The organism is Paenibacillus terrisolis (assembly GCF_056171975.1).
The window spans coordinates 104,677-128,666 of the sequence record NZ_JBKFGG010000002.1 but is presented as its reverse complement, the minus strand read 5'-3'; the positions used below and the strand labels follow the sequence as shown (position 1 = coordinate 128,666).

General features: G+C 50.8%; 22 protein-coding genes. 16 read left to right on the top strand and 6 right to left on the bottom strand.

Features of this window, described 5'->3' with window-relative positions:
• Window positions 1–105: 105 nt before the first annotated feature.
• Both ACI48K_RS03225 and ACI48K_RS03220 read left to right on the top strand, forming a co-directional pair.
• Window positions 106–639, top strand: a complete 534-nt coding sequence (locus ACI48K_RS03225; RefSeq protein WP_475026159.1) for a hypothetical protein — start codon at window positions 106–108, stop codon at window positions 637–639.
• 4 nt (window positions 640–643) lie between these two features.
• A complete protein-coding gene (locus tag ACI48K_RS03220; protein ID WP_475026158.1) occupies window positions 644–1,195 on the top strand; it encodes a hypothetical protein in 552 nt (183 codons plus the stop codon).
• An 83-nt stretch (window positions 1,196–1,278) separates the two neighbouring features.
• Here the strand turns inward: ACI48K_RS03220 and ACI48K_RS03215 are convergent, their stop codons facing one another.
• Entirely contained in the window at window positions 1,279–2,595 is a 1,317-nt protein-coding gene (locus tag ACI48K_RS03215; protein ID WP_475026157.1) for an APC family permease, read from the bottom strand.
• 115 nt (window positions 2,596–2,710) lie between these two features.
• Between ACI48K_RS03215 and ACI48K_RS03210 the strand changes: the two genes are divergently transcribed.
• The 8 genes from ACI48K_RS03210 (at window position 2,711) to ACI48K_RS03175 (ending at window position 11,826) form a co-directional block, all read left to right on the top strand.
• Entirely contained in the window at window positions 2,711–3,622 is a 912-nt protein-coding gene (locus ACI48K_RS03210; protein ID WP_475026156.1) for a LysR family transcriptional regulator, read from the top strand.
• A 35-nt stretch (window positions 3,623–3,657) separates the two neighbouring features.
• A complete protein-coding gene (locus ACI48K_RS03205; RefSeq protein ID WP_475026155.1) occupies window positions 3,658–4,659 on the top strand; it encodes an aldo/keto reductase in 1,002 nt (333 codons plus the stop codon).
• Window positions 4,660–4,809: 150 nt separating this feature from the next.
• Complete coding sequence (locus ACI48K_RS03200) at window positions 4,810–5,127, top strand: PadR family transcriptional regulator (RefSeq protein ID WP_475026154.1); 318 nt, start codon at window positions 4,810–4,812, stop codon at window positions 5,125–5,127.
• 2 nt (window positions 5,128–5,129) lie between these two features.
• The gene (locus tag ACI48K_RS03195) at window positions 5,130–5,663 is read left to right on the top strand and encodes a DUF2812 domain-containing protein (RefSeq protein WP_475026191.1); all 534 of its coding nucleotides are present in this window, start codon (window positions 5,130–5,132) and stop codon (window positions 5,661–5,663) included.
• An 85-nt stretch (window positions 5,664–5,748) separates the two neighbouring features.
• Window positions 5,749–7,338, top strand: a complete 1,590-nt coding sequence (locus ACI48K_RS03190) for an amino acid permease (RefSeq protein ID WP_475026153.1) — start codon at window positions 5,749–5,751, stop codon at window positions 7,336–7,338.
• A 364-nt stretch (window positions 7,339–7,702) separates the two neighbouring features.
• Entirely contained in the window at window positions 7,703–8,296 is a 594-nt protein-coding gene (locus ACI48K_RS03185; protein WP_475026152.1) for a TetR/AcrR family transcriptional regulator, read from the top strand.
• A 115-nt stretch (window positions 8,297–8,411) separates the two neighbouring features.
• On the top strand, window positions 8,412–9,854 hold the full coding sequence (locus ACI48K_RS03180; RefSeq protein ID WP_475026151.1) for an aldehyde dehydrogenase family protein: 1,443 nt from the start codon (window positions 8,412–8,414) through the stop codon (window positions 9,852–9,854).
• A gap of 790 nt (window positions 9,855–10,644) precedes the next feature.
• Window positions 10,645–11,826, top strand: a complete 1,182-nt coding sequence (locus ACI48K_RS03175) for a HupE/UreJ family protein (protein ID WP_475026150.1) — start codon at window positions 10,645–10,647, stop codon at window positions 11,824–11,826.
• Here the strand turns inward: ACI48K_RS03175 and ACI48K_RS03170 are convergent.
• Complete coding sequence (locus tag ACI48K_RS03170; RefSeq protein ID WP_475026149.1) at window positions 11,823–12,902, bottom strand: GerAB/ArcD/ProY family transporter; 1,080 nt, start codon at window positions 12,900–12,902, stop codon at window positions 11,823–11,825. The genes ACI48K_RS03175 and ACI48K_RS03170 overlap by 4 nt on opposite strands.
• A gap of 137 nt (window positions 12,903–13,039) precedes the next feature.
• Between ACI48K_RS03170 and ACI48K_RS03165 the strand changes: the two genes are divergently transcribed.
• The 6 genes from ACI48K_RS03165 (at window position 13,040) to ACI48K_RS03140 (ending at window position 20,046) form a co-directional block, all read left to right on the top strand.
• A complete protein-coding gene (locus ACI48K_RS03165; RefSeq protein WP_475026148.1) occupies window positions 13,040–14,440 on the top strand; it encodes a spore germination protein in 1,401 nt (466 codons plus the stop codon).
• The gene (locus tag ACI48K_RS03160) at window positions 14,440–15,567 is read left to right on the top strand and encodes a Ger(x)C family spore germination protein (RefSeq protein WP_475026147.1); all 1,128 of its coding nucleotides are present in this window, start codon (window positions 14,440–14,442) and stop codon (window positions 15,565–15,567) included. Before ACI48K_RS03165 ends, ACI48K_RS03160 begins: the two co-directional genes overlap by 1 nt.
• An 87-nt stretch (window positions 15,568–15,654) precedes the next feature.
• A complete protein-coding gene (locus tag ACI48K_RS03155; protein ID WP_475026146.1) occupies window positions 15,655–17,646 on the top strand; it encodes an alpha/beta hydrolase family protein in 1,992 nt (663 codons plus the stop codon).
• Between the two features lie 63 nt (window positions 17,647–17,709).
• Window positions 17,710–18,630, top strand: coding sequence for a 1-phosphofructokinase family hexose kinase (locus tag ACI48K_RS03150; RefSeq protein WP_475026145.1), 921 nt, complete (start codon window positions 17,710–17,712; stop codon window positions 18,628–18,630).
• 163 nt (window positions 18,631–18,793) lie between these two features.
• The gene (locus tag ACI48K_RS03145) at window positions 18,794–19,531 is read left to right on the top strand and encodes a sulfite exporter TauE/SafE family protein (RefSeq protein WP_475026144.1); all 738 of its coding nucleotides are present in this window, start codon (window positions 18,794–18,796) and stop codon (window positions 19,529–19,531) included.
• Window positions 19,532–19,623: 92 nt separating this feature from the next.
• Window positions 19,624–20,046 (top strand): hypothetical protein, encoded by a 423-nt coding sequence (locus tag ACI48K_RS03140; RefSeq protein ID WP_475026143.1) that lies wholly within the window; start codon window positions 19,624–19,626, stop codon window positions 20,044–20,046.
• A gap of 68 nt (window positions 20,047–20,114) precedes the next feature.
• Here the strand turns inward: ACI48K_RS03140 and ACI48K_RS03135 are convergent, their stop codons facing one another.
• From ACI48K_RS03135 to ACI48K_RS03120, 4 genes are all read right to left on the bottom strand, one after another.
• Window positions 20,115–20,960: an SDR family oxidoreductase gene (locus ACI48K_RS03135; protein WP_475026190.1), complete on the bottom strand. Its 846-nt coding sequence runs from the start codon at window positions 20,958–20,960 to the stop codon at window positions 20,115–20,117.
• Window positions 20,961–21,063: 103 nt separating this feature from the next.
• The gene (locus ACI48K_RS03130; protein ID WP_475026142.1) at window positions 21,064–21,474 is read right to left on the bottom strand and encodes a MarR family winged helix-turn-helix transcriptional regulator; all 411 of its coding nucleotides are present in this window, start codon (window positions 21,472–21,474) and stop codon (window positions 21,064–21,066) included.
• Between the two features lie 109 nt (window positions 21,475–21,583).
• Window positions 21,584–22,855, bottom strand: coding sequence for an MFS transporter (locus tag ACI48K_RS03125; protein WP_475026141.1), 1,272 nt, complete (start codon window positions 22,853–22,855; stop codon window positions 21,584–21,586).
• A gap of 51 nt (window positions 22,856–22,906) precedes the next feature.
• Window positions 22,907–23,827, bottom strand: a complete 921-nt coding sequence (locus ACI48K_RS03120; RefSeq protein WP_475026140.1) for a LacI family DNA-binding transcriptional regulator — start codon at window positions 23,825–23,827, stop codon at window positions 22,907–22,909.
• Window positions 23,828–23,990 lie beyond the last annotated feature (163 nt).

The following is a 23,990-nucleotide window of genomic DNA, read 5'->3' as shown; positions in this document are numbered from 1 at the left end:
TTGTTTACATTTGATCGAAAAATTTTGTTACAAATCCTTGCTACGATAAATGCGAAGGTTCATGACCGGCCGGCCTGAACCTAATGAACAAGGAGTGAAACGTACATGCCAAGCAGGAAGCGGTTCATCACTTTGGCGATCCTCCTCGCTGTCATGCTTCTGGCTGCCGGCTGCGGCGGCAAAGGAAATCAAACCTCCGGCGTGGCGGGGAACTCGTCAAGCGGTACGGAGCTAGCGGGCCCGGCAAATTCCGGTAACGCTGATGCCAAGGCGGCGAATGCTCCGGCAAATTCTACGGCGAACGGAAGCTCTTCCGGTGAGGAGAACCGATCTGGGGAGACCGCGAATACCGATGATGATACGCCAACTTCAGGCGAATCGCAGGGAACGGCAGATTCGTCAGCCAGAGGGCAGGAAGGCTCGAAAGGAAATGACGGAGCTGCGAGCGGCGGAAATGCGGGTTCTGCAGGCACTTCCTCGCAAATTGAAGTCATTGCGAAATCGGATAACCCCGTCACCAGCAAAGAAAGCGAAGCGATTATTAACGAACTAGGAACGGAGCTGGACCGGCTTCTGAAAGGCTTGGAGCAAGAAGACGGTCTGTCCGATGCCGATTTGAACATTTTAGGACAGGAGTGAATGAATGATGAAAAAATGGATCGCAATTACGGTGACTGGCTGTTTGTTTGCCGGACTTAGCACTGCGGCATATGCCGAATCCTCCCACGTTAACACGGAGGGAAACACCGCGAAAGACAAAATAAAGGCTAAAGTCGAAACCCGGGTAACCGAGGCAAAAAACAAATATGCCGAACTTAAACCGCTGACCAAACAGGTTAACGACAATAAGACGCAAATTCTTAAACTCCGCGCGGAGGCGAAAACGGCCGTCAAATCCGTGAAAAATGAAATCGAGACGCTGAGCAAGCAGGAGGGCGGCTTAAATGATGCTCAACTGCAAATTGCCAAAGACGCTTTGCCGATGTTAAAGGAAGCTTCTTCCGCCATCGACGTTCAGATCGGCGAAATGATGAAGGAGACCCATAAACTGCGTGGTGCGAAATCGGATCAGGACATTGAAGCGATGAAAGCGTCCCTGAATCAGATGCTTCAGGTTCAGGAGCAAAGAATCGGCAATCTGCAGGTGTTGATCGATCACTTAAACCAACTGGTGGCCGATCTAAAAAACGCTTGATTTTATGAGAGCATGAACACCGAATTTTTTGGAAAAAGCATCTTCCCGCCGATTGCAGGAAGATGCTTTTTGCGTTCGTACGATCAGTGCTGCATCGACTTAGGCGACAGTTCTTTAGGGGACTGTTTTTGTTTTGAACGATGAAGAACGCGCGTATATATGAGAGCAAGAATGCCTACCAGCAAAGGATAGACCATCGCCCAGCCGGTAAAAGGGAACACGATGGCAGTGGCGATAAAAGAAATCCAGCTTATCGCCACGCCGAGGCGGTTCCCCTTCAGCAGACGGATCCCCGCGGCGCAGCCGCCGATATAAGTCAGGATAAACGTTGCGTTCGGAAATTGGATCAACGTGGTGAGGGAGATCGATCCACTGCCGTATAGCGCCATGACGATCAGAAAACAGGCGAGCAGGAAAAGCAGCGCAGGGCCGGGCGTTTGGAAACGGGCTGACAGGCCGCCCATCCAGTTCGGCGCATTGCCTTGACGAGCCAAAGCGAATGCCACCCTTGACGCTGCGCCGATATAGGCAATGATGCCCGCGCTGCAGATAAAGAGGCCGGAAAACCCGGCAATCACGGCTCCCCAGGAACCAAGCGGCCGGCTGATGATCCAGACAAGCGACGCGCCTGAGCCGGCTTTGAGGTAGCTTTGGGTTCCAACCGTCGCGAGTGCGGACAGAAAATAAAGGACCCCGACCAGTATTGCCGCCATGGTCACCCCTTGGATCGCCGCTTTTTGCGGATCTTTGAATTCCTCGGACATATGGGAAACCGCCTCCCAGCCGATAAAGCACCAGAAGAGCAGCGCCGCCGATTGTCCCACACTGGTCCAGCCATGCGGCATAAAAGGCGTGAAATGAACGGCATTCATCCGGGGAACCGCCGCGATGAAGGCAAATATCAGCACCGCAACGATGGCGATGACCACCGCGATTTGTACTTTGCCCGCGACCTGCATGCCGATCCAGTTCGTGATCAGGCCCATGGCGAGCAAAGCGGCTGCTATGGCGACTTTAGCTCCTTCTCCCCAGCCAATGGCGGCCGTCATGTAACCGGCGCCGGTCAAAGCGGCCACGGGCGCGCCGATCGGGACGGACATCAGAAAAAACCAGCCTACCATAGTGCCGGCCCGTTCCCCGTAAGCCAGCGTGACAAAATGAGAGACACCGCCCGCGTTCGGGTATTTGGCCGACAGAAGTCCCATAGATAACGCCATAGGAAGTATAAGCAGCGTCATGAATCCCCAAGCCAGCAGGGAGGCGGGCCCGGCCATTTCGGCGGCAATGCCCGGGACGATCAGCACGCCCGAGCCCAATACGGCTCCGATATAGAGAGCGACGGCCTGCGGCAGGCCGATGCTGCTGCGCAGCTGCGATGTATTTTTATTTTGCTTCGTCATGAGGAATCCCGCTTTCATTCTTGTATTTTACTTCAGCGTATCAGATAATAGATCCATAGGAAAAACAGAAATATTTAATACTATCCATTCGAAAATTCGATAGAAGGAGGTTCTTGTGGAATCCCGGCATTTATTTACGTTTCTGGTGGTGGTGGAGACCGGCAGCTTTACGCGTGCGGCGCAAAAGCTCGATTATGCGCAGTCCAGCATTACGGCACAGATTCAGACGCTTGAAAACGAGTTGGGACAGCCGCTGTTCGACCGAATCGCCAAAAAGATTATTTTGACGGATGCCGGAAGACGTTTGATTCCTTACGCCCAGGAAATCTCCAAAATTCATTCCTTGGCCAAAGCCGCGCTGAAATCGGACGAGAAAATTGCCGGGGCGTTAACGATCGGCGCGCCTGAATCCCTAGCCGCGTTTCGACTGCCCGAAATTATCCGGGATTTCCGGCGGCGTCATGGTCAGGTGCGGATTACGCTGAAGCCGGGCACCTGCTGGGAGCTGAGGGAGCTGATCCGGTCGGGAGAGCTGGACATGGCTTTTTTGCTGCAGCCGGAGCTTGAGGACAAAGACTTACATATTGATACGCTGATCCATGAGCCGATGGCTCTGATCGCTCCCGTGGACCATCCTTTGCGGGACAAACCGCGCGTGTTGCCCGGCGATCTTAAGGAGGAAACGATTCTGCATACGGAGAGCGGCTGCTCCTATCGAACTTTGTTCGAGCAGTATCTGAACAGCCACGGCGTTTTTCCCGATCCCAATCTGGAATTTTGGAGTATCGAGGCGATTAAGCAGTGCGTCATGTCGGGTCTCGGCGTTTCGTTTGTCCCGCTGGTTACCGTAAGGGGCGAACTGAAAGAGGGCAAAATGATCAAGCTTAACTGGGACGATGAATCGCAGCGCGTCGCAACGCAGATTGCTTACCACAAGAAAAAATGGCGTTCCCCGGCGCTCGTCGAATTTTTGAATGTCGTCCATTCGTTTGCCGCCCATTGGCGGGAGTTGGAGAAAGAAGCCTGACTGGATAAAAAATAAAACGGAACGGGTGAAAAATGATGGCAGAGGCTACGGAAATTTCACTGAGTTTACGCAAGTTGGGCAATTCGGATTTGATGCTGTCGCCGTTGGGTCTCGGATGCTGGCAGTTCAGCAACGGAAGAGGGATGGTCGGCAAATTTTGGCCGGCGCTGCAGCGGGAGGATGTGCAGACCATCGTCCAAACCAGCCTGGAGGGCGGAATCAATTGGTTTGACACCGCCGAAATCTATGGACGCGGACAATCGGAGCTTTTGCTGGCCAGCGCTTTAAAGGCAATTGGCACCCCTGAAGCGGACGGGGCTTATATCGCGACCAAATGGTGGCCGGCTTTCCGCACGTCGGGGAGCATCTCGGCAACGATCGACGATCGGCTTAACATGCTGGATCACCGTACGATTCATTTGTATCAGGTGCACAACCCATTTTCCTTTTCTTCGGTATCTGCCGAGATGCACGCGATGGCGGAGCTTGCCAAGCAAGGGAAGATCCAAAACGTCGGGGTCAGCAATTTTTCCGCCCGGCAGATGCGCGAAGCGGACCGCGTGCTTCGCGAGCACGGACTGCGGCTGGTTTCAAACCAGGTCAAATACAGCCTGTTGGACCGCCGGATCGAGCAAAACGGCGTCATGGAAACGGCCAAGGAACTGGGTGTTGCCATTATTGCGTATTCACCGCTTGAGCAGGGGATTTTAAGCGGCAAATTCCACAAAAACCCGGAACTTATCAAATCCATTACAGGGCCGCGCAAATGGACGTCCTCATTCCGGGATTCCGGACTCAAGCGGTCAAAACCTTTGATCGACGCCTTGGAGCAAACCGCCGGGCGATACGGAGTTTCACCTACGCAAATCGCGCTGAATTGGCTCATTCATGCTCATGGGGACATCGTGTTTGCGATTCCCGGAGCCTCGAAGGTTCATCATGCCGTGGAAAACGTCAAGTCGATGAAGTTTCGCCTGACGGCCGCCGAGATCGAAGAGATCGGAGCGATTTCCGATCGGGTGCTGAAATCGCGGTGACGAAATAATTGGATAGCGGAAAAAGAACCAGGAGCAGCCTTCGGGCTGTTCTTTTTTTGGGTTGCCGCCTATTGACATATATCACGACGTGATGCATGATATCTATATCACGATGTGATATAGATCTTCGTGATGTTTGGAGGGGTGAATGTGAATTTTGAAAAAGTGAAGAAACGATTTATACCCATGAGCGAAACGATGATGTACATTTTGCTGTCCCTGCAAGAGGAGCGGCATGGTTACGGGATTATGCAGCATGTCAAGGAAATTACCGAAGAGCGCATTACGCTTGGGGCCGGGACCATTTATCAGACGCTTGGAAAACTTGAAAAGGATGGCCTTATTTCGCCGACAAGGGAAGAGGAACGAAAGAAATTTTACGTTGCAAGCGAACTGGGGTTGCGGATTTTAAAGGAAGAGGCCAACCGGATCAAGGAACTTTACCGCAATGTGGAGGGATTATTGTGAGTATGAAGAAAATCGTTTTATTCTCGGTTTTCAGATATGTCGTTCCGGCGGATTACGAAGTTTGGTTTGAGAAAATGGCCGCCGAGGGCTGGCATCCCGAGCATATCGGGCAATGGAGCTCGATCCTCATGAGATTGGCAAAGGGAAAGCCGGAAAAATACCGTTATATTGTTGATATGCAGGCAAAACCCAAAAAGGAATACAAAACGACCTATGAGGAATTTGGCTGGGAACTTGTCGGTCAAATGGCCAGTTCCTATGTTTGGCGTAAAAAATACACGCACGAGCGGCCGGAATCTTTTACCGATGCCGAGCAATTAGCGGAGAGAAACAAACGCTTCGTATGGGCCGTTTCCTTTTCGTTTGCGATCTTCCTGGTGGCGGGGGTAACCACGTTGATTAGCTTGATCTTCAATTATAAGGGGTTGTCGGCGGGACAATATATCCAATTTGTCTTGAGTCTGCTGCTCGCTTTTGGCGCGGCTGCTTATTTGGGGAGTACGATGAGAAAAATCAAGAGAAGCTTGGAAAGATAATCCGCCCGCGGGAGGTCAACATAATTTAACTTTCTTCTGCCAATACTTCCTGTAAACATCTAGGCTTTCGGGAGGCTGATTTATTATGGCGGACATGCGGGCGAAAGACAAAGGAATTTCTACGTTTCATCTTACGATGCTTGCGCTTGGCACGGTGGTGGGGGGATCGTTTTTCCTCGGTTCGGGCGTGGCGATCAAAGCGGCTGGACCCAGCATCATCCTGTCATATATCTTAGGCGGCGTGTTGGTTTACATCATTCTCTATGCGCTTTCGGAAATGACGGCGGCGGACCCGGTTCCGGGCTCTTTCCGCACCTACGCGGAGAGAAGCTTCGGACCTGCGGTAGGATTCATCACGGGCTGGGTGTATTGGATCGGGCTCGTTCTGGCGATGTCCAGCGAATCGATTGCGGCTTCGACATTTCTTCGGGAGTGGTTCCCGAACGTTCCGGCGATTTTGATGGGGATGATCATCATAGTCGGAGTTACACTGCTAAACCTGCTTGGGGCCAATTACCTAAGCAAGCTCGAAAGCGGGCTCGCGGCCATAAAGCTGCTAGCGATTGTAGGCTTTATCGCGATCGGACTCGCGATCGTCTCCGGCCTCATGCCCGGCGCTCCGGCTGCCGGAGTCAGCGAGCTGCGGCGTGAGCCCTGGTTTCCCGGAGGATTGGCGGGGATTGCCGGGAGCATGCTGATCGTTATTTTTACGTACGCCGGCTTTGAAGTCATTGGACTGGCCGCATCCGAAGTGCCCAATCCGAAGAAGACGATCCCCCGCGCCATCAACTACACCCTGATCAGCCTGGTGGCACTTTATTGCGTTGCCATTTCCGTCATTTTGCTGCTGTTCCCGACCGGAGGCATCGTCCAGGATCAAAGCCCGCTCGTGCTCGCGTTAACCCGCTGGGGGATCAACTGGGCGGGAACGCTGATCAATATCGTGATGATCACGGCGATTTTGTCCACGATGCTGGCGTCGACCTTTGGGCTGGCCCGCATGCTTCGGTCGCTGGCTTCGGAAGGGCATGCCCCCTCCTGGTTAAAGGACAAGAACAATCTCCCGTATAAGGGGATTCTTTTCTCCGGAGCGGCGATGTTGCTGGGGCTTGCAATGGGTTTTATCCTGCCCAAACAGGTGTATTTGTTTTTGGTCAGCTGCGGAGGATTTTCACTCCTGTTTTCGTATTTCGTAATTTTGGCTTCTCATTACAGATGGCGCAGACATACGCCTTGTTCTCCGGAGGCGGCCTGCCAGCTGCCCGGTTTCCCGTATACCTCCTGGCTGGGGCTGATCGGGATGATCGGAATTATCGTCAGCATGCCGTTTATCGCCGGTCAGGCGGCGGGACTTATTGTGGGGCTTAGCCTGGTGGTTTTGCTTTGGGGCATATATTGGGTGCAGAAAAGATTCCTCCGGCAGCCGTCCGGAGCGCGGGTTGGAGAGCCGGCGTCCGGGAGAACCCGTATTGGACGGGGGCGTTTCCCGGTGGCGCAAATGGAAGCCGGGGAGGAGTTTGCCGGAGAGGAAGGAACGCCCAAATCCGGTCACAAGGCGCTATACGCGAACCATCAATCAACTGGGGCCGATCAAAGCATGACTAAAGCCGCGACACTTAAACCTCAGCATGATCACGATACCGATCCTGAGCATCAAGGCTCTGACAGGCTATAACAGCTGCAATTGCAGAAATCATGCCGGACCGACTGGCATGAACGCAACTTAGCTTTGAATGGATTCCATGAATGCTTGCAGATACGAGTTTCGGCTTAACGAATTTCACAATTATCTGGCGCAGCAGTCTATGTGATTTCTAACGGACTCCACCGTCGTTATTTAGGGAAAAGCCGGCTTTGCGATCCCCTAACGGACTCCAGAAGCGTTATTGAACGAAAAAGTCTAATGAACACTGCTTATTTTTGCAAATAGCGACTGTGGAGTCCGTTAGAATAAAAAAAGCCGCATTTTTAGCTGAATAGAGTCATCTGAGTCCGTTAGCGCACAATCCATCCCGGCATGGCTGATTGACATTAACCGAATGATCATTTATTATATAGCCATGAGACATAAAGATGAGAATAAAAGCGAAGCTATTTTTGAAGCCACCATTCAGCTGTTAAACGAGATCGGATTTTCCGACATTTCGATGTCCAAAATCGCCAAGCGGGCGAACGTTTCTTCGGCGACGATTTACGTATATTTTGAGAACAAGGAGGATATGCTGGGCAAGCTGTATGTCAAAGCCAAAGAGAAAATGAGCCGTTACATGATCCAAGGCATCGAACCGACGATGACCATACAAACGGCCTGCGAAAGATTCATGCGAAATTCCCTCCGGTTCATCTTGGACAATAAGGACGACTTCATGTTTCTGGAGCAGTTCTCGACCTCGCCGCTGCTGGATAAGCTGTCTTTGGAAGATACGACGACGATGTTCGTATTCTTGCACGAGTTTATCGAAAAAGGCAAAAAAGCCGGGGTTTTAAAGCCCCTCGAAACGACCTTTTTGCTCACGTATTGCTATTTCCCGGTAACTCAGCTGGCCAGAGCCCATTTCAAAGGGCAATATGAAGCAAACGAAGAGAATCTGCAGCAAATCATTAAAATGAGCTGGGATGCCATCAAAGCTTAAGCGAAGGCGGTATCCCTTTTTCATAATATTTATTAAACGAATGATCAATTAATTATCGACTTTCATTCATGATGAACATCATTCAACGTCAACTCAGGGAAAGGACGACTTTTCTATGAAAACAACCGAAACCCAGGAAGTTCAACGCATTTTCGATCTGCAAAAAGCGAAATATTCCCGCGTCAATCCGCCGGGCTATGCGGAGAGGATGGACCGCCTCCAACGGGTTGATCAATTGATCCGTACCCACTGGAAAGAGCTCGTCGACACGCTTCAGGCCGATTTCGGAAGCCGTGATCCCGATCAGATTTTCGGAGCGGATGTGGTGTCACCGCTGTTTCACGGCAAACATGTCCGCGATCATTTAGCAAAATGGATGAAGCCGGAACGCAAATCAACCGGCTTGCTGAGACTCACCGGGCAAAAGACATATATTCTTAATGAGCCGCTGGGGGTTGTCGGTATTGTGTCGCCTTTTAACGCACCTGTAAGTTTGGCGTTTGATCCTGCGATTGAAGCATTGGCCGCAGGCAATTCGGTTATGATTAAAGTGTCGGAAAGCACGCCGAGAACAGCGGAATTGTTGCAAAGGCTGGTGGCGAAGTATTTTAAGGAGGAAGAGATGGCAGTGGTGACCGGCGAAGCGGAGATTTCCGCCTATTTTGCCGCGCTTCCTTGGGATAAGCTCCTGTTCACCGGCGGTTCCGAAATCGGCAAGAGAATCCTTGCCGCCGCCGCCCCGAATCTGACCCCGGTGACACTGGAGCTAGGCGGAAAATGCCCGGCCGTGGTGCTCTCCGATGCCGATGTAAAGCTTGCGGGCATAAGAATTTCCAAGGGCCGAACCGGGAACGCAGGCCAAGTCTGCCTCGCCGTCGATTATGCATTTGTGCCCGAATCACTTCTTGAGCCCATAATCGTTCAAATCGTTAAAACCGATGAGGAGGCTTTCCCGACGATGATCCGTAATCCGCGGGTCTCTTCCATCATCAATCAAGCCGGATATAACCGGATTGTCAGCTATGTAGAGGAAGCCAAAGCGGCAGGCTGCCGAGTGATCGAAGTAAACCCAAGCTCGGAGAAGCTTCCCGATCCTGAAACCCGTAAAATTCCGCTTACGATTATCGTCAACCCCGGCGAGGAGCTCTCGGTTTCGAGGCATGAAATCTTCGGACCGGTCTTGACGATATATACGTACAGGAAGCTGGACGAGGCCATCAACCGGATCAATAAACGTGAAAAGCCGCTGGGGCTCTATGTTTTCGGAAAAAACAAAGGAGATATACGCAAAGTAGTGACGCAAACCTCCAGCGGAGGCGTAACCGTCAATGATCTCGGTTTGCACGCAGGCTCCAACACCATGGGGTTCGGCGGCGTCGGATACAGCGGAATGGGGCGGTATAAAGGCGGATTGATCGGCTACAAATCGTTTAGCAACGAGAAAGCCGTCTACGAGCAGGGCTTAATGGGACGGTTTACCGCGTCTTTTCTCGTTCCCTTTGACTCCGAACGTTCCCGAAGCATGATGCGTCGGATGGTTGGGATCAAAACCGAGTAGTCCTTGCCGCAATCCATCATATATTCCCCATGAAGAGGCTGTCCCAAAAGTAAAAGAAAAGATGATGCCAGGGGCCAAACTCTGCACCATCTTTTTTTCTAGGGGCTTAATGCCGCTAATCGACGGTATTTACCGAGCAAGTGAAAGCCGCCCGGTCACCGGGCTTGATTTCGGCAAGTTTCGAAGCCGAAAACGCCGTAAGCCTCGGTTGGTCCTTGATGCACGGTGCGCAGGTCCGCATGACGTTGATTTCTCGAATAGCGGCATAAAATGGCCTTATTTCACTCCGAAACCGCATTTTCCTGAAAATAGCGGTGCAAAATGGCCCTAATTTTGGCAAACCGTCCAAAACTGAGGGGAAAAGGAGCTCTTCTGAAGAAATAAGGCCATAAAACGGCGCTATTCGTTCAGAATGAGGCCTCTCCAGTGGAAATATGGCCATATAAGTCCGCTATTTTAAGTATTGTCGGAGGGATGCCGTGTTTGGGGACGTCGTTGACCAGGGTTAAGTAGACTAGACCAGACCATTTGTTCTAACGCAAATCCTCGAAGTCGATCCGGTACCTGGCAGCGATCCGGCAGGGTTTTTCCGCTCCTTTGTTTTAGAGGCGTTCCCCAAAAGCCATCATAGACGACTTCGGGGAACAGCCCTTTTTTGCAATCAAGAAAACCCCTAAGGAATGTTTTGACACCCTCCGTATCCGTGTGTAATAATCGTAATTATTACGATTAAATGATTGCATCCCATTTTACTTCACGGGAGTTCTTAAATTCGGAGGCTGCGGGAGATATGAAAAAAAGTCGACTCATCCTGTTCTTTTTAGCTCTTTTTATGCTTTGTCCTTACTTTGTGTCCGATGTTTCCGCCCATGCTTACAGCGTAGCGTTTACGAAGATGGATTTGTTCCGGAACCAAACGGTGATTCGGTTTGCGATCGATGATCTGTCGGTGCTCGAGTCCGTTGAAGGAATCGACGCGGACGGTGATTATTATCTGGACGCGAATGAGGTGGCCCAGGCCGAACCCCGATTGAAAGAATGGGTGGAGCACAACCTTGTTATCGAAATCAAGGGGCAGAAAACGAGTCCAAAGGATATCAAGCTTGGCATAAGCGCGGAGCTGCCTTTCAAAGATGATTTTACGTTCGAAAAAAATTTCGTGTACGACGATTACATACTTTCCGACGCCAAAATTGTCACGGCCACGATTACGCTTGACGCCGTGCAGCCGGGAGAAACGCTAGTGGTCAGAGACGGTTTTCATTCGACAATTTCAGGCGAGTACATCAATTTTATCAATGTGACGGAACACGGGAACTTGATGCAAACCTCGGTCCTGTTCGATCAATTGTGGAGCTATACCTATCGGGCCAAGCCCCAACTCTCCGAGGATTCCAAGCAATCGTCTTCTCACGCAAATTCAGCCATTGATTGGGCAAGATTTTTACGTTTAGGTTCTCTGCATATTTTAACGGGCATCGATCATCTCTTGTTTCTGTTCACTCTGATTTTGCTTCGGATGCGGATCAGGGAATACCTCAAAATTATTACTTCGTTTACGGTAGCCCATAGCTTGACTCTCGCTATGTCCGTACTTGGAATCGTGACGGTTCCCTCCAAATTTGTCGAGTCCATGATTGCCGTCAGCATCGTCTATGTGGCGATCGAGAATTTGTTTTTTTCGAAAAATGCCCGCCATCGCTGGTGGCTTACGTTTTTGTTCGGGCTTATCCACGGCATGGGGTTTGCCGACCTGCTCACGCAAATGCGCTTGCCCAAAAACCAGGTGGTTCAGGCCCTGCTTAGCTTTAATCTCGGCATTGAAATCACCCAATTAACGCTTGTCGCTCTCGTTTTTCCGCTGCTCTGGTACTGGCACAGATCCCGATGGTATATTTCCGGCTTCAAGCTGCTCAATATTTGCGCTGCGGCCGTTGCGTTCGTATGGGTGATCGAGAGGGTAGCCTACTAAGATTGCCGTCCGAGCCGACGCCTGAAATAGTAGGCGGTAAACAGGATCAACGGAATCACCAGAAAATTGATCAATTGAATATACAGCAAGTAGTCCAGTATGTTAAACATGTCAAACAAGTTCCGTGAAAAGAGATAGGAAAACACGATCGTCAAGACACAAGCGTAATACTCCCTGTACTTGATGGTAAGTCCGGACAACCGGATCAGCTCCATAAGCGCAAAAAAACAAACAATATAGCGGATGAACCAGCCGGCCACGACCTGCAGCATGACAAACAGTTCTCCGGCTTCCAGAAAGCCGAAGGCGCTAATAATTTGCGTCTGCTTAAGCTTGGGAAACAGCAGGTCCTCGGCCCGCTCGGGCCCGAAGGTTGTTATAACGCCAAGCATGGAGAAAATCAGCATCTGGATGATGAATATTAAGGCTATGGTGCTGTGCTTGATGAGCTTGGACTTGTCGCGGACACTGTCAAAATAGGGCATGACAATCGTCACGCAACTGAGCGCTCCCAAAATTTTGAGGGTGGCCATGGTTAAATCGAGCGTAACCCCATGCTCCATGATAGGGAAAATATACTTGATTTCTTTATACCGGTGCGTTAAGAAAGCCAGCAGCATGCCCGAAAGACTGATGAAAAAAATTACGATAATCGAGGTGATGACCACCGAAGCGATCCCTCTTTTTACGACATACACGGTGGAAATCGCCGTTACAGAAATAAACACCCATACCGGAGTCAGCAGATGGAAGCCGGTATGGATGACGCTGGCTTCCGCCCCGGCGCTTTCAAACATGGTGAGCAGGACGGTGACCGCAAACATGAACGAAAAAAAAGCGCCGACCCATTTTCCCAGCGTTTTGCTATATATATCGGTCAAACTGTAGCTGTTCGTTTTTCTGAAGATAGCTAAAATGATCCACAAATACACAAGGATCAGGACGGACGCGACGGTCATGGCGATCCAGGTATCTCTGCCTCCGAGTTTGATAAAAGCCGTTGGAAATGTTTTGAGGGTAACGATTGCAAGGCTGCTGTATATGAAAAATAGATGCTTGGTATTGATGATACCCAAGTCGATCGCCTGCTTTCCAAAGTTGCTGTTAGGCCCGGGATTCACCATTATTGGCAAAATACCCGAATGTTATGCGGAAAACTTGGCATACTACATACGGCAAATGACTTTTCGCAGCAAGAAGCGGGGGAAAGAACATGGCCATCCGGGAGAATGATATTTATACGAAGCTGAGGGGCAGCTCCGATTTTGTCCGGAGGGAGATTCCTTTGGACTCGGGGACTGCGACTCTATTTTATATTGACACCATCTGCGATCTGAATTATATCAGCCATTATATTATCGAACCTTTGTCCGCGGCCGGACAGCAAATTTCCGGTCCGGAAGATGTGGCAAGAGCTATTTATGCCGCTAAAATCGGTGAGGTTTCGGATGCGGATCAGGCCATATCGAATATTCTGAAAGGCGATCCCGTCTTGATCTTTGAATCCTTCGAGTATGCCGTTTATGTTGTGGCTCGAAAAATGGAAACGAGAGCCGTGGAGAAATCGCAATACGACTCCTCTCTGACCGGGTCGAACGAAAGCTTTAACGAGCTGCTGACGACCAATATTAGCTTGATTCGCAAAAGAATGTCCACCGAGAAACTGCGAGTGGAAAGCTTTTTATTAGGCAAGGAATCGAAAACGCAGACAGCGTTGCTTTATATGGAAGGAATCGCTCCGGAGGACCTAGTGCGGACGGTGCGAAAGAAATTGGCGGAGATGGACAATGAATTCGTGCTTGGCATTCAGTATGTTGCGGAGATTTTAAGCCCGGCGAATAGTTTTTTCGATACGACCGGGTTTACGGAAAAGCCGGATGCGGTGGTGGCGCGGCTTTTTGAGGGAAGAATCACGGTGATTATCAATGGCAGTCCTTTTGCGCTCACTGCGCCTTACTTTTTTTTCGAGAGCCTGCAAGCCGCTGACGATTATTCGGCGAATATGCTCTTTGTCAACCTTTTGCGTCTGCTCCGATTTGCGTCCGTCATGATCTCGCTGCTGCTTCCGGGCTTTTATGTGGCGCTGGCAACGCATCATCTTTCGCTGATTCCGTCGGCGTTTGTTTTTAAGCTGTCGGTTTCCCGTTCGGGAGTTCCATTTCCGACTGTAGTTGAGGTGCTGCTCCTGTTTCTGTTTTTCGAGCTTGCCAGAGAGGCAGGCAGACGTCTGCCGCATCAAATCGGACAAGCGCTGAGCATCGTCGGCGCTTTGATTTTGGGGGATGCCGCCGTAGGGGCGGGGCTTGCTTCGGAAATCACGGTGGTGGTTATCGGCATCTACGCCATCACTTCTTTTATCAATCCCAGGTTCACGCCGGCAATCTCGGTGTGGTCGGTTTTTTCGATCATCATGTCGGCCTGCTTCGGGCTGCACGGCTTTTATTTAGGCTTTATCCTTCTGGCCTCCCATCTGGCCGCACTCAGAACCTGCGATTACCCTTATTTTTTCCCGCTTGGCACGGAGAAATCCTTCCGTTCCGCCAATCAGGACATTTTCATAAGAGGGCCGCTGCGAAAAATTTCAAGACCTTTCATGTTGCGGGGTAAGAAATAATGGTTTCCATTAGAAGAAGCGCACTTATCGTCGCAAGTCTTATTCCGTTCCTGTTTTTATCCACTTCCTGCCAAAACTACAGGGACTTGGACCATATCGTATTTGTCACTTCTGTCCTGATCGATCAAGGCGAGGATGGAAATATTGATTTTTATTTTGAAACCTTGAACTCGATTCGCAGCTCGTCGAAAGAAGAAAATAAAGAGGAAAGAATCGTTTACAAAATAACGACCCGGAACCCCGGAGACGCAATCAATATGCTCGAGACGCATACCAGTGCGCCCGTCACTTTATCGCATAACAAGATTTTGCTGTTTACGCCAAAGTTCACCCAAAATGGGCTTGAGCGGGTTTTTGATTTGTTCGACCGCTGGCAGGAATCGATTACCCGCACTTTGCTGGCGATTTTGTGGGGAGACCCGAAGGATTTCATCAAGCCGAACCATCCGGAGGAATCTATTACGGGGCTGTATCTTTTTAATATGCTGAGCAAAAGTTTTATCACTTCGTTTGGGGTCAAGATCGATATCAAGGAATTTATGAACCAGAAATATATCGGAGACCGGACGAGCTCCGTTCCCGTTATTAACATTTCGGAGGACGAGGATACGAAAGGCCAATATTATCTCGACGGCGTAGCCTTGGTCAAAGGGTACAAATTGATTGGCCGGCTGGACCGAAAACAGACCTTTTTCTTCAATTTGCTGCTGCATAACGACGTATCGGGAAATATTGATACCGTCAATCCGGAAGATGATTCCAAGACGGTATCCCTGCTGCTGCAGGATTATAAATTCAAGTCGGACGTTAAGCTTGAAGGAGATCATGTGAAATTCAAAATCAAGCTAAAGCTGCTCACGGATGTATCGTCGATCCAGGGAGCTCTGGATCTTACGCAGGAGAACCTCGAGAGTCTGGAAAACTCCATGGCGGAGAAAATCGAACTCAACTGCATGGCGCTGTTCCGGGAGTGGAAGGACAAAAAAACCGACATTTTTGACTTTCAGGAGAAGTATGACCGGAAATATCCTAACAAGCCGCAAAGCGACATCATCGGGAAATCGGATCTCGAACTGGATGTCGACGTGAAAGTAGTCGGAACCACGACAAGCAGAAGGGCAAAATAAATGCGGGATATAACCATTATTTGTCCTTCTGTTATTGATCCTAGCGTAGTAGAATGGATAAAAAAACCATTAAAGGAGTAGTGGCGAATGGCAAAGCTTGCACTCGAAGACTTTACGAATTACCGTTTTCTTTCAAACATACAGCTATCTCCAAACGGCAGTCACGCGGCATTCGGCGTGAAGAAAAGCAATCTTGAGAAAAACAGTTATTACTCGGACCTTTGGATCTACGATCAGACAACAGGTGAAACCCGACAGCTCACTGGAATGGGAGATGCGGGTTCTTTTATTTGGGTGGATAACGATACATTGCTGTTTTCGGCGAACCGCGAGCAAAAAGAAGCCAAGGATCATGAACCGGAAACCCATTTTTACAAAATCCGGATTGGCGGCGGCGAAGCGATTAAGGCATTCAGCATTCCGCTGCAGGTGTCCGAAATCCAATCGCTCGGCGGAACCCGCTGGGTGGTGAAGGCGGCTTACGATTTCCGGCTGGCTGCGCTTTCGGGATTCCAAGGAGAAGAGAAGGAAAAAGCGCTGAAAGCTTACGAGGAGGACAAGGACTACACCGTCCTGGACGAAATTCCGTTCTGGAGCAACGGCGAAGGCCTTACCAACAAAAAACGCAGCCGTTTGTATATATTCGACTCCGCCGACAACTCGGTAAGTCCGATTACGGAGGAATGGTATCATGTTGCGTTTTTCGAAGTAAGCGAAGAAAAAGACAAGCTGTTATATACCGGCTCGCTGTTTACCTCCAAGATGGAGCTTACGGATTCGCTGTGGACGTTTGATCCGGCCGAAAATCAATCGAAACAACTGGTTCCCCAGGGGAAATACCAGTTCGCGGGCGCAAAATTCCTCGGGGACAAGATTGTATTCATTGCCTCCGAAAGCCGGAAATATTCGATCAACGAAAATCCAACCTTTTCGATCGTTGACGAAGGCGGCCAGGTGACCCGGTTCGCGGACCCGGACCTGTCGGTTGGAAATTCGGTCGGCTCGGACTGCCGTCTCGGGGGCGGCAACGGACTTTCCGTAACTCCGGAGGGCGTTTTCGTCGTTGTGACGGACCGTTTCTGTTCCCGGTTATGCAAAGTCTCCTATAACGGCGAAATCGAGTATAAGAGCGTCCGCGAAGGTACGGTGGATTGCTTTGCTTTAAAGGGTGAGCAGTGTTTGTTCATCGGACTCCGCGAACAACGGCTTCAAGAGCTGTACAGGCTGAACTTGAGCTCGGCGGAAGCGAAGCAAATGACTCATTTTAATGATGAAGTCCTTCAAGATAAGTATGTGGCCGTTCCTCAGCGCCATTCCTTTATCAACGGCGCCGGAACGGAGATTGACGGATGGGTGCTGCTGCCGAAAGATTACGACGAGAGCAAAACGTATCCGGCTATTTTGGACATTCACGGCGGGCCCAAAACGGTCTACGGCACCGTGTTTTATCATGAAATGCAGCTGTGGGCCAATGACGGATATTTCGTGATGTTCAGCAATCCGCGGGGCGGGGACGGACGAGGCGATGATTTTGCCGATATTCGCGGTCAATACGGCGGAATCGATTATTCCGATCTCATGGAGTTTACCGATCATGTGCTGCAGGCTTATCCGGCGATCGATACGACGCGGCTTGGCGTCACGGGCGGCAGCTACGGCGGTTTTATGACCAATTGGATTATCGGGCATACCGACCGCTTTACGGCGGCGGTGTCTCAGCGTTCCATCTCCAATTGGATTTCGATGTGTACGACGACCGACATCGGCTACTTTTTCGCGACGGACCAAACGGCGACCACTCCTTGGGAGGATTATGAAAAAATGTGGGGGCAATCTCCGCTGAAGTACGCCGACCGCTGCAAAACGCCTACACTGTTCCTTCATTCGGACGAGGATTTCCGCTGCTGGCAGGTCGAGGCGCTGCAAATGTTTACGGCCCTGAAAATGCACGGCGTGGACACGCGGCTCTGCCTGTTCAAAGGCGAGAATCATGAGCTCTCCCGTTCCGGGAAACCGAAACACCGCATTCGCCGACTGACGGAAATCTCAGACTGGTTCGAGAAGTATTTGGTAAAATAATCGGCATATGGTGAATACTATCGTTGAAATGTCCTTATAGACTTGAAGCGAGGAGAGTTGAAAATGATCGTTACTTTGACGGTGAATCCAAGCGTCGACGCCAGTACGAGCATTCATCAGGTTGTTCCGGATCATAAGCTGCGCTGCCGGGAAGCCTCGTATAAACCTGGGGGCGGCGGGGTGAATGTCGCCCGGGCGATCCATCGTTTGGGGGGAGAGTCGCTTGCCCTATTTGCGGCAGGAGGGCTGCACGGACAGCTTCTTGGCCATATGTTAGAAGCGGAAGGCGTAGGCCATCAGTCTATCCCGATTGGCGGACAAACGCGGGAAAATTTGATTGTCGTGGAGGAATCGACAGGCCAGCAGTTCAGGTTTGATATGCCGGGTCCGCAATTTAGCGAGGAAGACTGGAAAAGGTGCTTGGAAGAATTGGAGTCGCTTCGTTTTGAGCCAACTTATATTGTAGCGAGCGGGAGCTTGCCTCCGGGTTGTCCGCCCGATTTTTACGGGAAAGTGGTCACGGCTGCCCAAAAATGGGGCGCCCGCGTGATCGTGGACACTTCGGGCCAAGCTCTTCAGTTCGCCGCCGATGCCGGGGTCTATTTGCTCAAGCCCAACCAGCGGGAATTGGAGGAGTTGAGCGGAAGAACGATCTCTGCCGACGAGGATCTCAAAGCGGCAGCGCTCCAGCTTATACATGAAGGCCGCACCGAGGTTGTCGTCGTTTCATTAGGACCCCAGGGCGCTATGCTGGTTACCAAAGACGGCTCCGAGCACCTTCGGGCGCTCGAGGTTTCGGTTGTCAGCGTAGTGGGCGCGGGAGACAGCCTGGTTGCCGGTACCGTTTACGGCCTGGAGCAAGGCAAGCCGCTGCGGGACGCGGTGAAGTTCGGCATCGCCGCCGGGGCTTCCGCGGTAATGAACCCGGAAAGGGAGCTATGCCGCCGCGAGGATACCGTAAGATTGTATAAAGGCATGGATTAATTATGAAATGAATGAGGATGGCGCCTGGGATTTCAGGCGTCTTTTTTTCTGCTTAGAGCGGATAAGAAACTTCTTTATGGAAGGAATTCTTTTCCTGTGATAAGGTATTCAAGGTATGTTAACGAACAACAGCTACATACGGACATCAGGGGGAAGTCGTCACATGGAAGCAAATACGTATATGGTATTGGGCATTATCGTCATTTTAGCGGCAGGTTTTATCCAAGGCCTAACCAGCTTTGGATTCGCTCTCGTGTCCATGCCGATTCTTTCAAAAATCATGCCTTTGCAGCAGGCCGTTCCGATCGTGGTGATCCTGAGCCTATGTACCAATCTCTTGATTCTGCTGGGCTCCCGAAAATTTATCGAGCTGCGGAAAATATGGATTCTTGTCGGCTCCAGTCTGCTTGCCGCTCCACTAGGAACGTATCTGCTGCTTTTTGTGGGTGCCGACATCCTAAAGGTTGGAACCGGGATTTTAATCATCCTGTTCGCGCTGCTGTTGCTGTCGGGCAGGTCGTTCCCCGTTCATCATGACAGAGCGGCATTTGTTCCGGTCGGGATCATGAGCGGTTTGCTTAACGGCAGCATCTCCATGAGCGGGCCGCCCGTCGCGTTGTTCCTGTCCAACCAAGGCGTGAACAAGGAGACCTTCCGGGCGAATATCACGTTATACGGAATCCTTTTAAATATGGCGACGATCGTCACTTATCTTTACAGCGGCTTACTGACAAAGCCCATTTATACATATACTTCCTGGTTTTTGCCAAGCTTGATCATCGGCGTCGTGATCGGAAACCTGGCGATTCGAAAGCTGAATGAACACCTGTTTAAAAAGCTGGCTTTGTGGGTTATCCTGATTTCGGGCTTATGGACCATTACCGGAACGCTGATCGGATAAGCCGGAATTTCTGTTTTTAGGGCAGGGAAAGAGGCAAGGACCCCGAAATGTATACAAGAAAGTTAAATTCTATATATGAGGGAGGCACTCTCATGAAATGGAAGGCAACTAAGGTTCTTGTAAGCTTGGGACTCATTTTTCTGTTGTCCGTTCAGCCGCTGTCCGCCGCCGAAAAAACGGCCAAAATCAAGGTCACTTTCGTCAGCGCGGAATTACAGGAAAACAACCATGTCGGCAATGAATGGTCCACCGGGTTCCAGGCAAACGACAAGGAAATCGCGGAGGGATCGTCCAAAACGTTCACCTTGAAAGCATCGGCCAGTCTGACGCTTGAGGCGATTGCGGAAGAAGACGACAGCGTGCCGGACATCGGAAGTAAAAAGGCAACCGTCAAGGTTTCCTCCATCACGAAGACCATGACCAAATCCTTGCTTGTCACGGTGACCGAAAATCGGGGAAGATACTCCGGGGAGACGGCAACTTGGAAGTTTGTATATAAGGTTCAGAAACTGTAGCAAGTTATTAAACACCGGTACGAGTTCAGGCATTTTGCCCCCTGACCCGTACCGGTGATTTTTTGCCGTTATACGCCCAGTTGGAAGCTGCGCGTTTCAAGCAAACAGGATATGCCGTCGGGATCGTTTTGAACCTTGGGCGCGACGAACGCTTCCGCTGCCTCGGAAGTGCGGATTCTCAGCGGCTTCGTCTCCATCCCGGCGAGCCGAAGCATGACCTCGGCAACGGAATCGGCGGATTGCGGGACCGCCTTCGGACCGAAGGTCGAGAGAAACGCGTCGAATACCGGCTTATACTCATCGCTTGGCAGCCCTCCGTCCGCGGCGATTTGGGACATCACCACATGGCTGAAATTCGTTTCAATCGCTCCCGGTTCGAGCAGCGTCACATCGATATTAAAAAACGGCTTATAGTAGACGGCCAAGCTTTCCGCGAGTCCCTCAACGGCAAATTTGCTGGCGCAATATACCTCGTTCAGCGCCTGCCCCACAACGCCGGAGATGCTCGACGTAATGACGATATGTCCATTCTCCGCCTTGCGCAGAAGCGGAAACGCCGCTTTGATCGTACGCATCACGCCGAATACGTTCGTATCGAACATGTTCTGAACCTCTGCGATCTCCGCATGCTCCAGGGATTTCAGGAGCCCGAAGCCGGCGTTGCAAAACAGCAGGTCAATCCGTTGATGCCGCTCATCAATTTCCTTCATGGCTTGCTCAAGCGTACTCTCCCGGGTGACGTCGATCTCGATAAAATAAAGGTTGCGATAGCCGGCGTATTTCTGCCGGTCCCGTTCCGGATTTCGGGTTCCCGCGTATACGGTCCACTCCTGCTTCGCGAAGGCTAGCGCCGTGGCCAGGCCGATTCCGGAAGACGCTCCGGTAATGCAGATGACTTTACTCAAGCGAATCACTCCCATTATTGTTTATTTTATATATTGTTTAATAACTAAACAATAATAGAGTGAGATTCTTTTGTCAACACCTCACAAAAAATCCTCTCCGGAGCGGAGAGGATCATAAGGGAAGCTTTTGCAGCAGTTGTCTTAAGCTGGACAGCTCGTCGGCACTATAGCCAGCGAACAATTTTCCGACTTCATCATGATAGGTGGTTAAAATGGCCTTCGTCAGCGCTTGGCCTTTTTCCGTAACCTCGATGCGCAGACTTCTTCGGCTGGTAGGATGGGGCTTTCGGGTCAGCAGTTCCTGCCCTTCGAGTTTGTCCAACAACTGCGTAACGGCTCCGCGGGTCAGCCCGACTTCCTCGGCGATATCTACGGCGATCGAATCCGGTTTCTTCAGCAGCAGTTCCAGCGTGTACATCATTACCGGGGAAAGCTGATATTGATGCAGCACCTTATTTAAGATGTTGCTAAGCGTGTTTTTGATATCGTGAAATTGATAGGATAACGCTTGATAGTCTTCCATGAAAAACTCCTCTGGCTTGATCGCTTTTCTCCATATTATACTCCAGCAAGCAGTTATCCGCACATAGGTACCATTAAAGAGAGGGCTATGAGATGGGACCGCATTTAATCTACCGGTATTTCCGAATGGCTCTTAATTTTGCGTATGACCACGAGGCAAACAAGATGAACATAATCCCGATGGAGCGCATTACCGGCCCGGGGCTTACGAGATCGGAAAGGGCGGAGACCGCGAGCAGACCCAGCGAAGGCGCAACGCTCATCAAGGAGCTAAGCACGCCGAAGACCCGGCCCTGCAGCTCTTCCGAGACTTCCAGCCGGAGGATGACGTTGATGAGCATCGTGCAGAACGAAAACATGAAGCCAATCAGCAGAATAACGGGAATGCCCAGGGCGGCGGAGGTTGCAAAAGACAGCAGGACATACATCGGTCCAAGGCTGAACAGACCGGTCATGATCAGAGCCCCGCGTCTCTTTAATTTGGAATCGAGCAGCATGATCAGGCCGGAGCCGAGCATATAGCCAAGCGGAATGCACGCTTCCATTAACCCGAATTGAAAAGGGCCGGCTTTCCACACCTTCACCGCCATTACCTGCGTCAGCATCATGGAAGGCATAAAGAGTAAAGTAAGGGCAGGCAGCAGGATAACGACCGCCCGGGCAAAAGGAAATTTTCCTATATAACGAATCCCTTCTGCCAAATCCCGGAAAAAGCTTCTTTTTTCGCCGGGAGAGACCATGCCGGAATGAGCCAAGGCGGGAAGGGAGCGTAAAGCGAGAACGAGCAAAAAAGAAACGAAAAATGTAGCTCCGTCGAACACAATCGCCTTGGTCGCTCCAAAGCCGGCGACAAAAATGCCTCCTGCGGAAAATCCAACGGTCCGGCAAATATTTTCGGAAAGGTTCAGGAATCCGACCGCCTTCTGAATCTGTTCCTTGCCGACCACGTTAACGACGGAGGCTTGGTAGGCGGGGGACTGAAACAACGCGGAGACTGTTGCAAGTCCGGTCAGTGCCAATACGGCGCCAAACGGAGCGGACGGCAGAGAAATGACCGCAGCCAGCGTCAACACGATCAGGCAACTGACAAGATCCGCGGCCAGCATCAGGGTTCGGCGATGAATCCTGTCCGCATACGTGCCTCCGACCGATCCGAGCAAAGACCCGATCAGCAAATTGGTGATCGTCAGAACCGCCATCATTTTGGCGCTGCCCGTCGTTTGGAGCACCCATAGATTCAGAGCGATGCCGTGAAACGCATTTCCGAAGAGAGAAATAGAAGATGAACTGAATAACAGCAGAAATTTACGGTTTCTCCAAAGGGACGGATTTGCTTTGTGAGCTGATTTTACAAACGGTTCCGCCAAGGCAGGATCTTGCATAATGGCTGTCACTCCTTTTAACTTAAACGTTTAAGTTAGCGCGTAAAAAAATTACTTGATAAAAAAACGGTTTTTTTGATCGTCTTCGAAAGGTTCCCGGCGCTGCAACAGGCCAAGCATCAGCTCAAAAGCCGCCGCGGCTTTATCCTCCTGAAAGCCGATTTTTCGCACGTTTTCTCCCAGTGCTTCCTGACAATCGCAGGTGCAGACGACGGTCAGCCGCTCAAATACCCCGGATTTTTCTGCCATACTTCCGATCAGCTCGTTCAGGACGACGGCTTCCTTGAAGCCGTTTCCTTGCAAAGCCGCCTGCAAGCTCTCCGAATCTTGAATCTCGTAGATCGCTTCGTCCGGCAGCGGGAGGCTCTCCCGGATATAGCGGTTCAGCAAGGTATTGTTAAAGCTTTCCGTGATGAAGCAGACCTGCGAAAGGTCTTGGGGCAGGGCCTTTTGCAGAGCGGAACGGTAATCGTATACCACCTGTTTGAACAAGGGATCCTCGATCATACCGTCGATTAGAACCAGGGGAATCCCCTCCACAAAATGCTTTGAGATGGAATAAAACGATTCTTCGCGGACGTCAATCAGAAATACGGCTTCAAGCTTTCTTTCGACGATAACGTCCAGGGAAGGCTGTACCGCATCCGCGTCGAGCGTGTACAACAGGGTATGGTAACCGGCATTTGTTAATTTCTGCTCCAAGGCGCGGATAAAAGAAAATTGGGCGTGAAGCCGCCAATAAGGCATCCGTACGGATGAATGGACGAGGATTCCGATCAGTCCCGTCTTTTGGTTAGCCAGCGAGCGCGCGGCCAAGTTGGGAATGTAATGAAGCTCCTCCGCAAGCTGCAAAATATGCCGGCGTGTTTTTTCCGGTATGGTCTGGTTGCCGACACGGTTTAGGACGTAGCTTACCGTCGCCACGGAGACGTTGGCCTTGAGCGCAATGTCTTTCATTGTCGTTTTCTTCAAGTTTTCCGCCTCCTTGCCCCGTGAATTTTTCTAAAGATTAACACTAAGCCGGGGACTGCGTCAACAAAAAACTTAAGCGATTAAGTTTCATGGGAATCGACTAACTCCTATTTAGGACTGATTATGCTGAACCGATATAAGAAGTGTCATCAAAATACTTAAA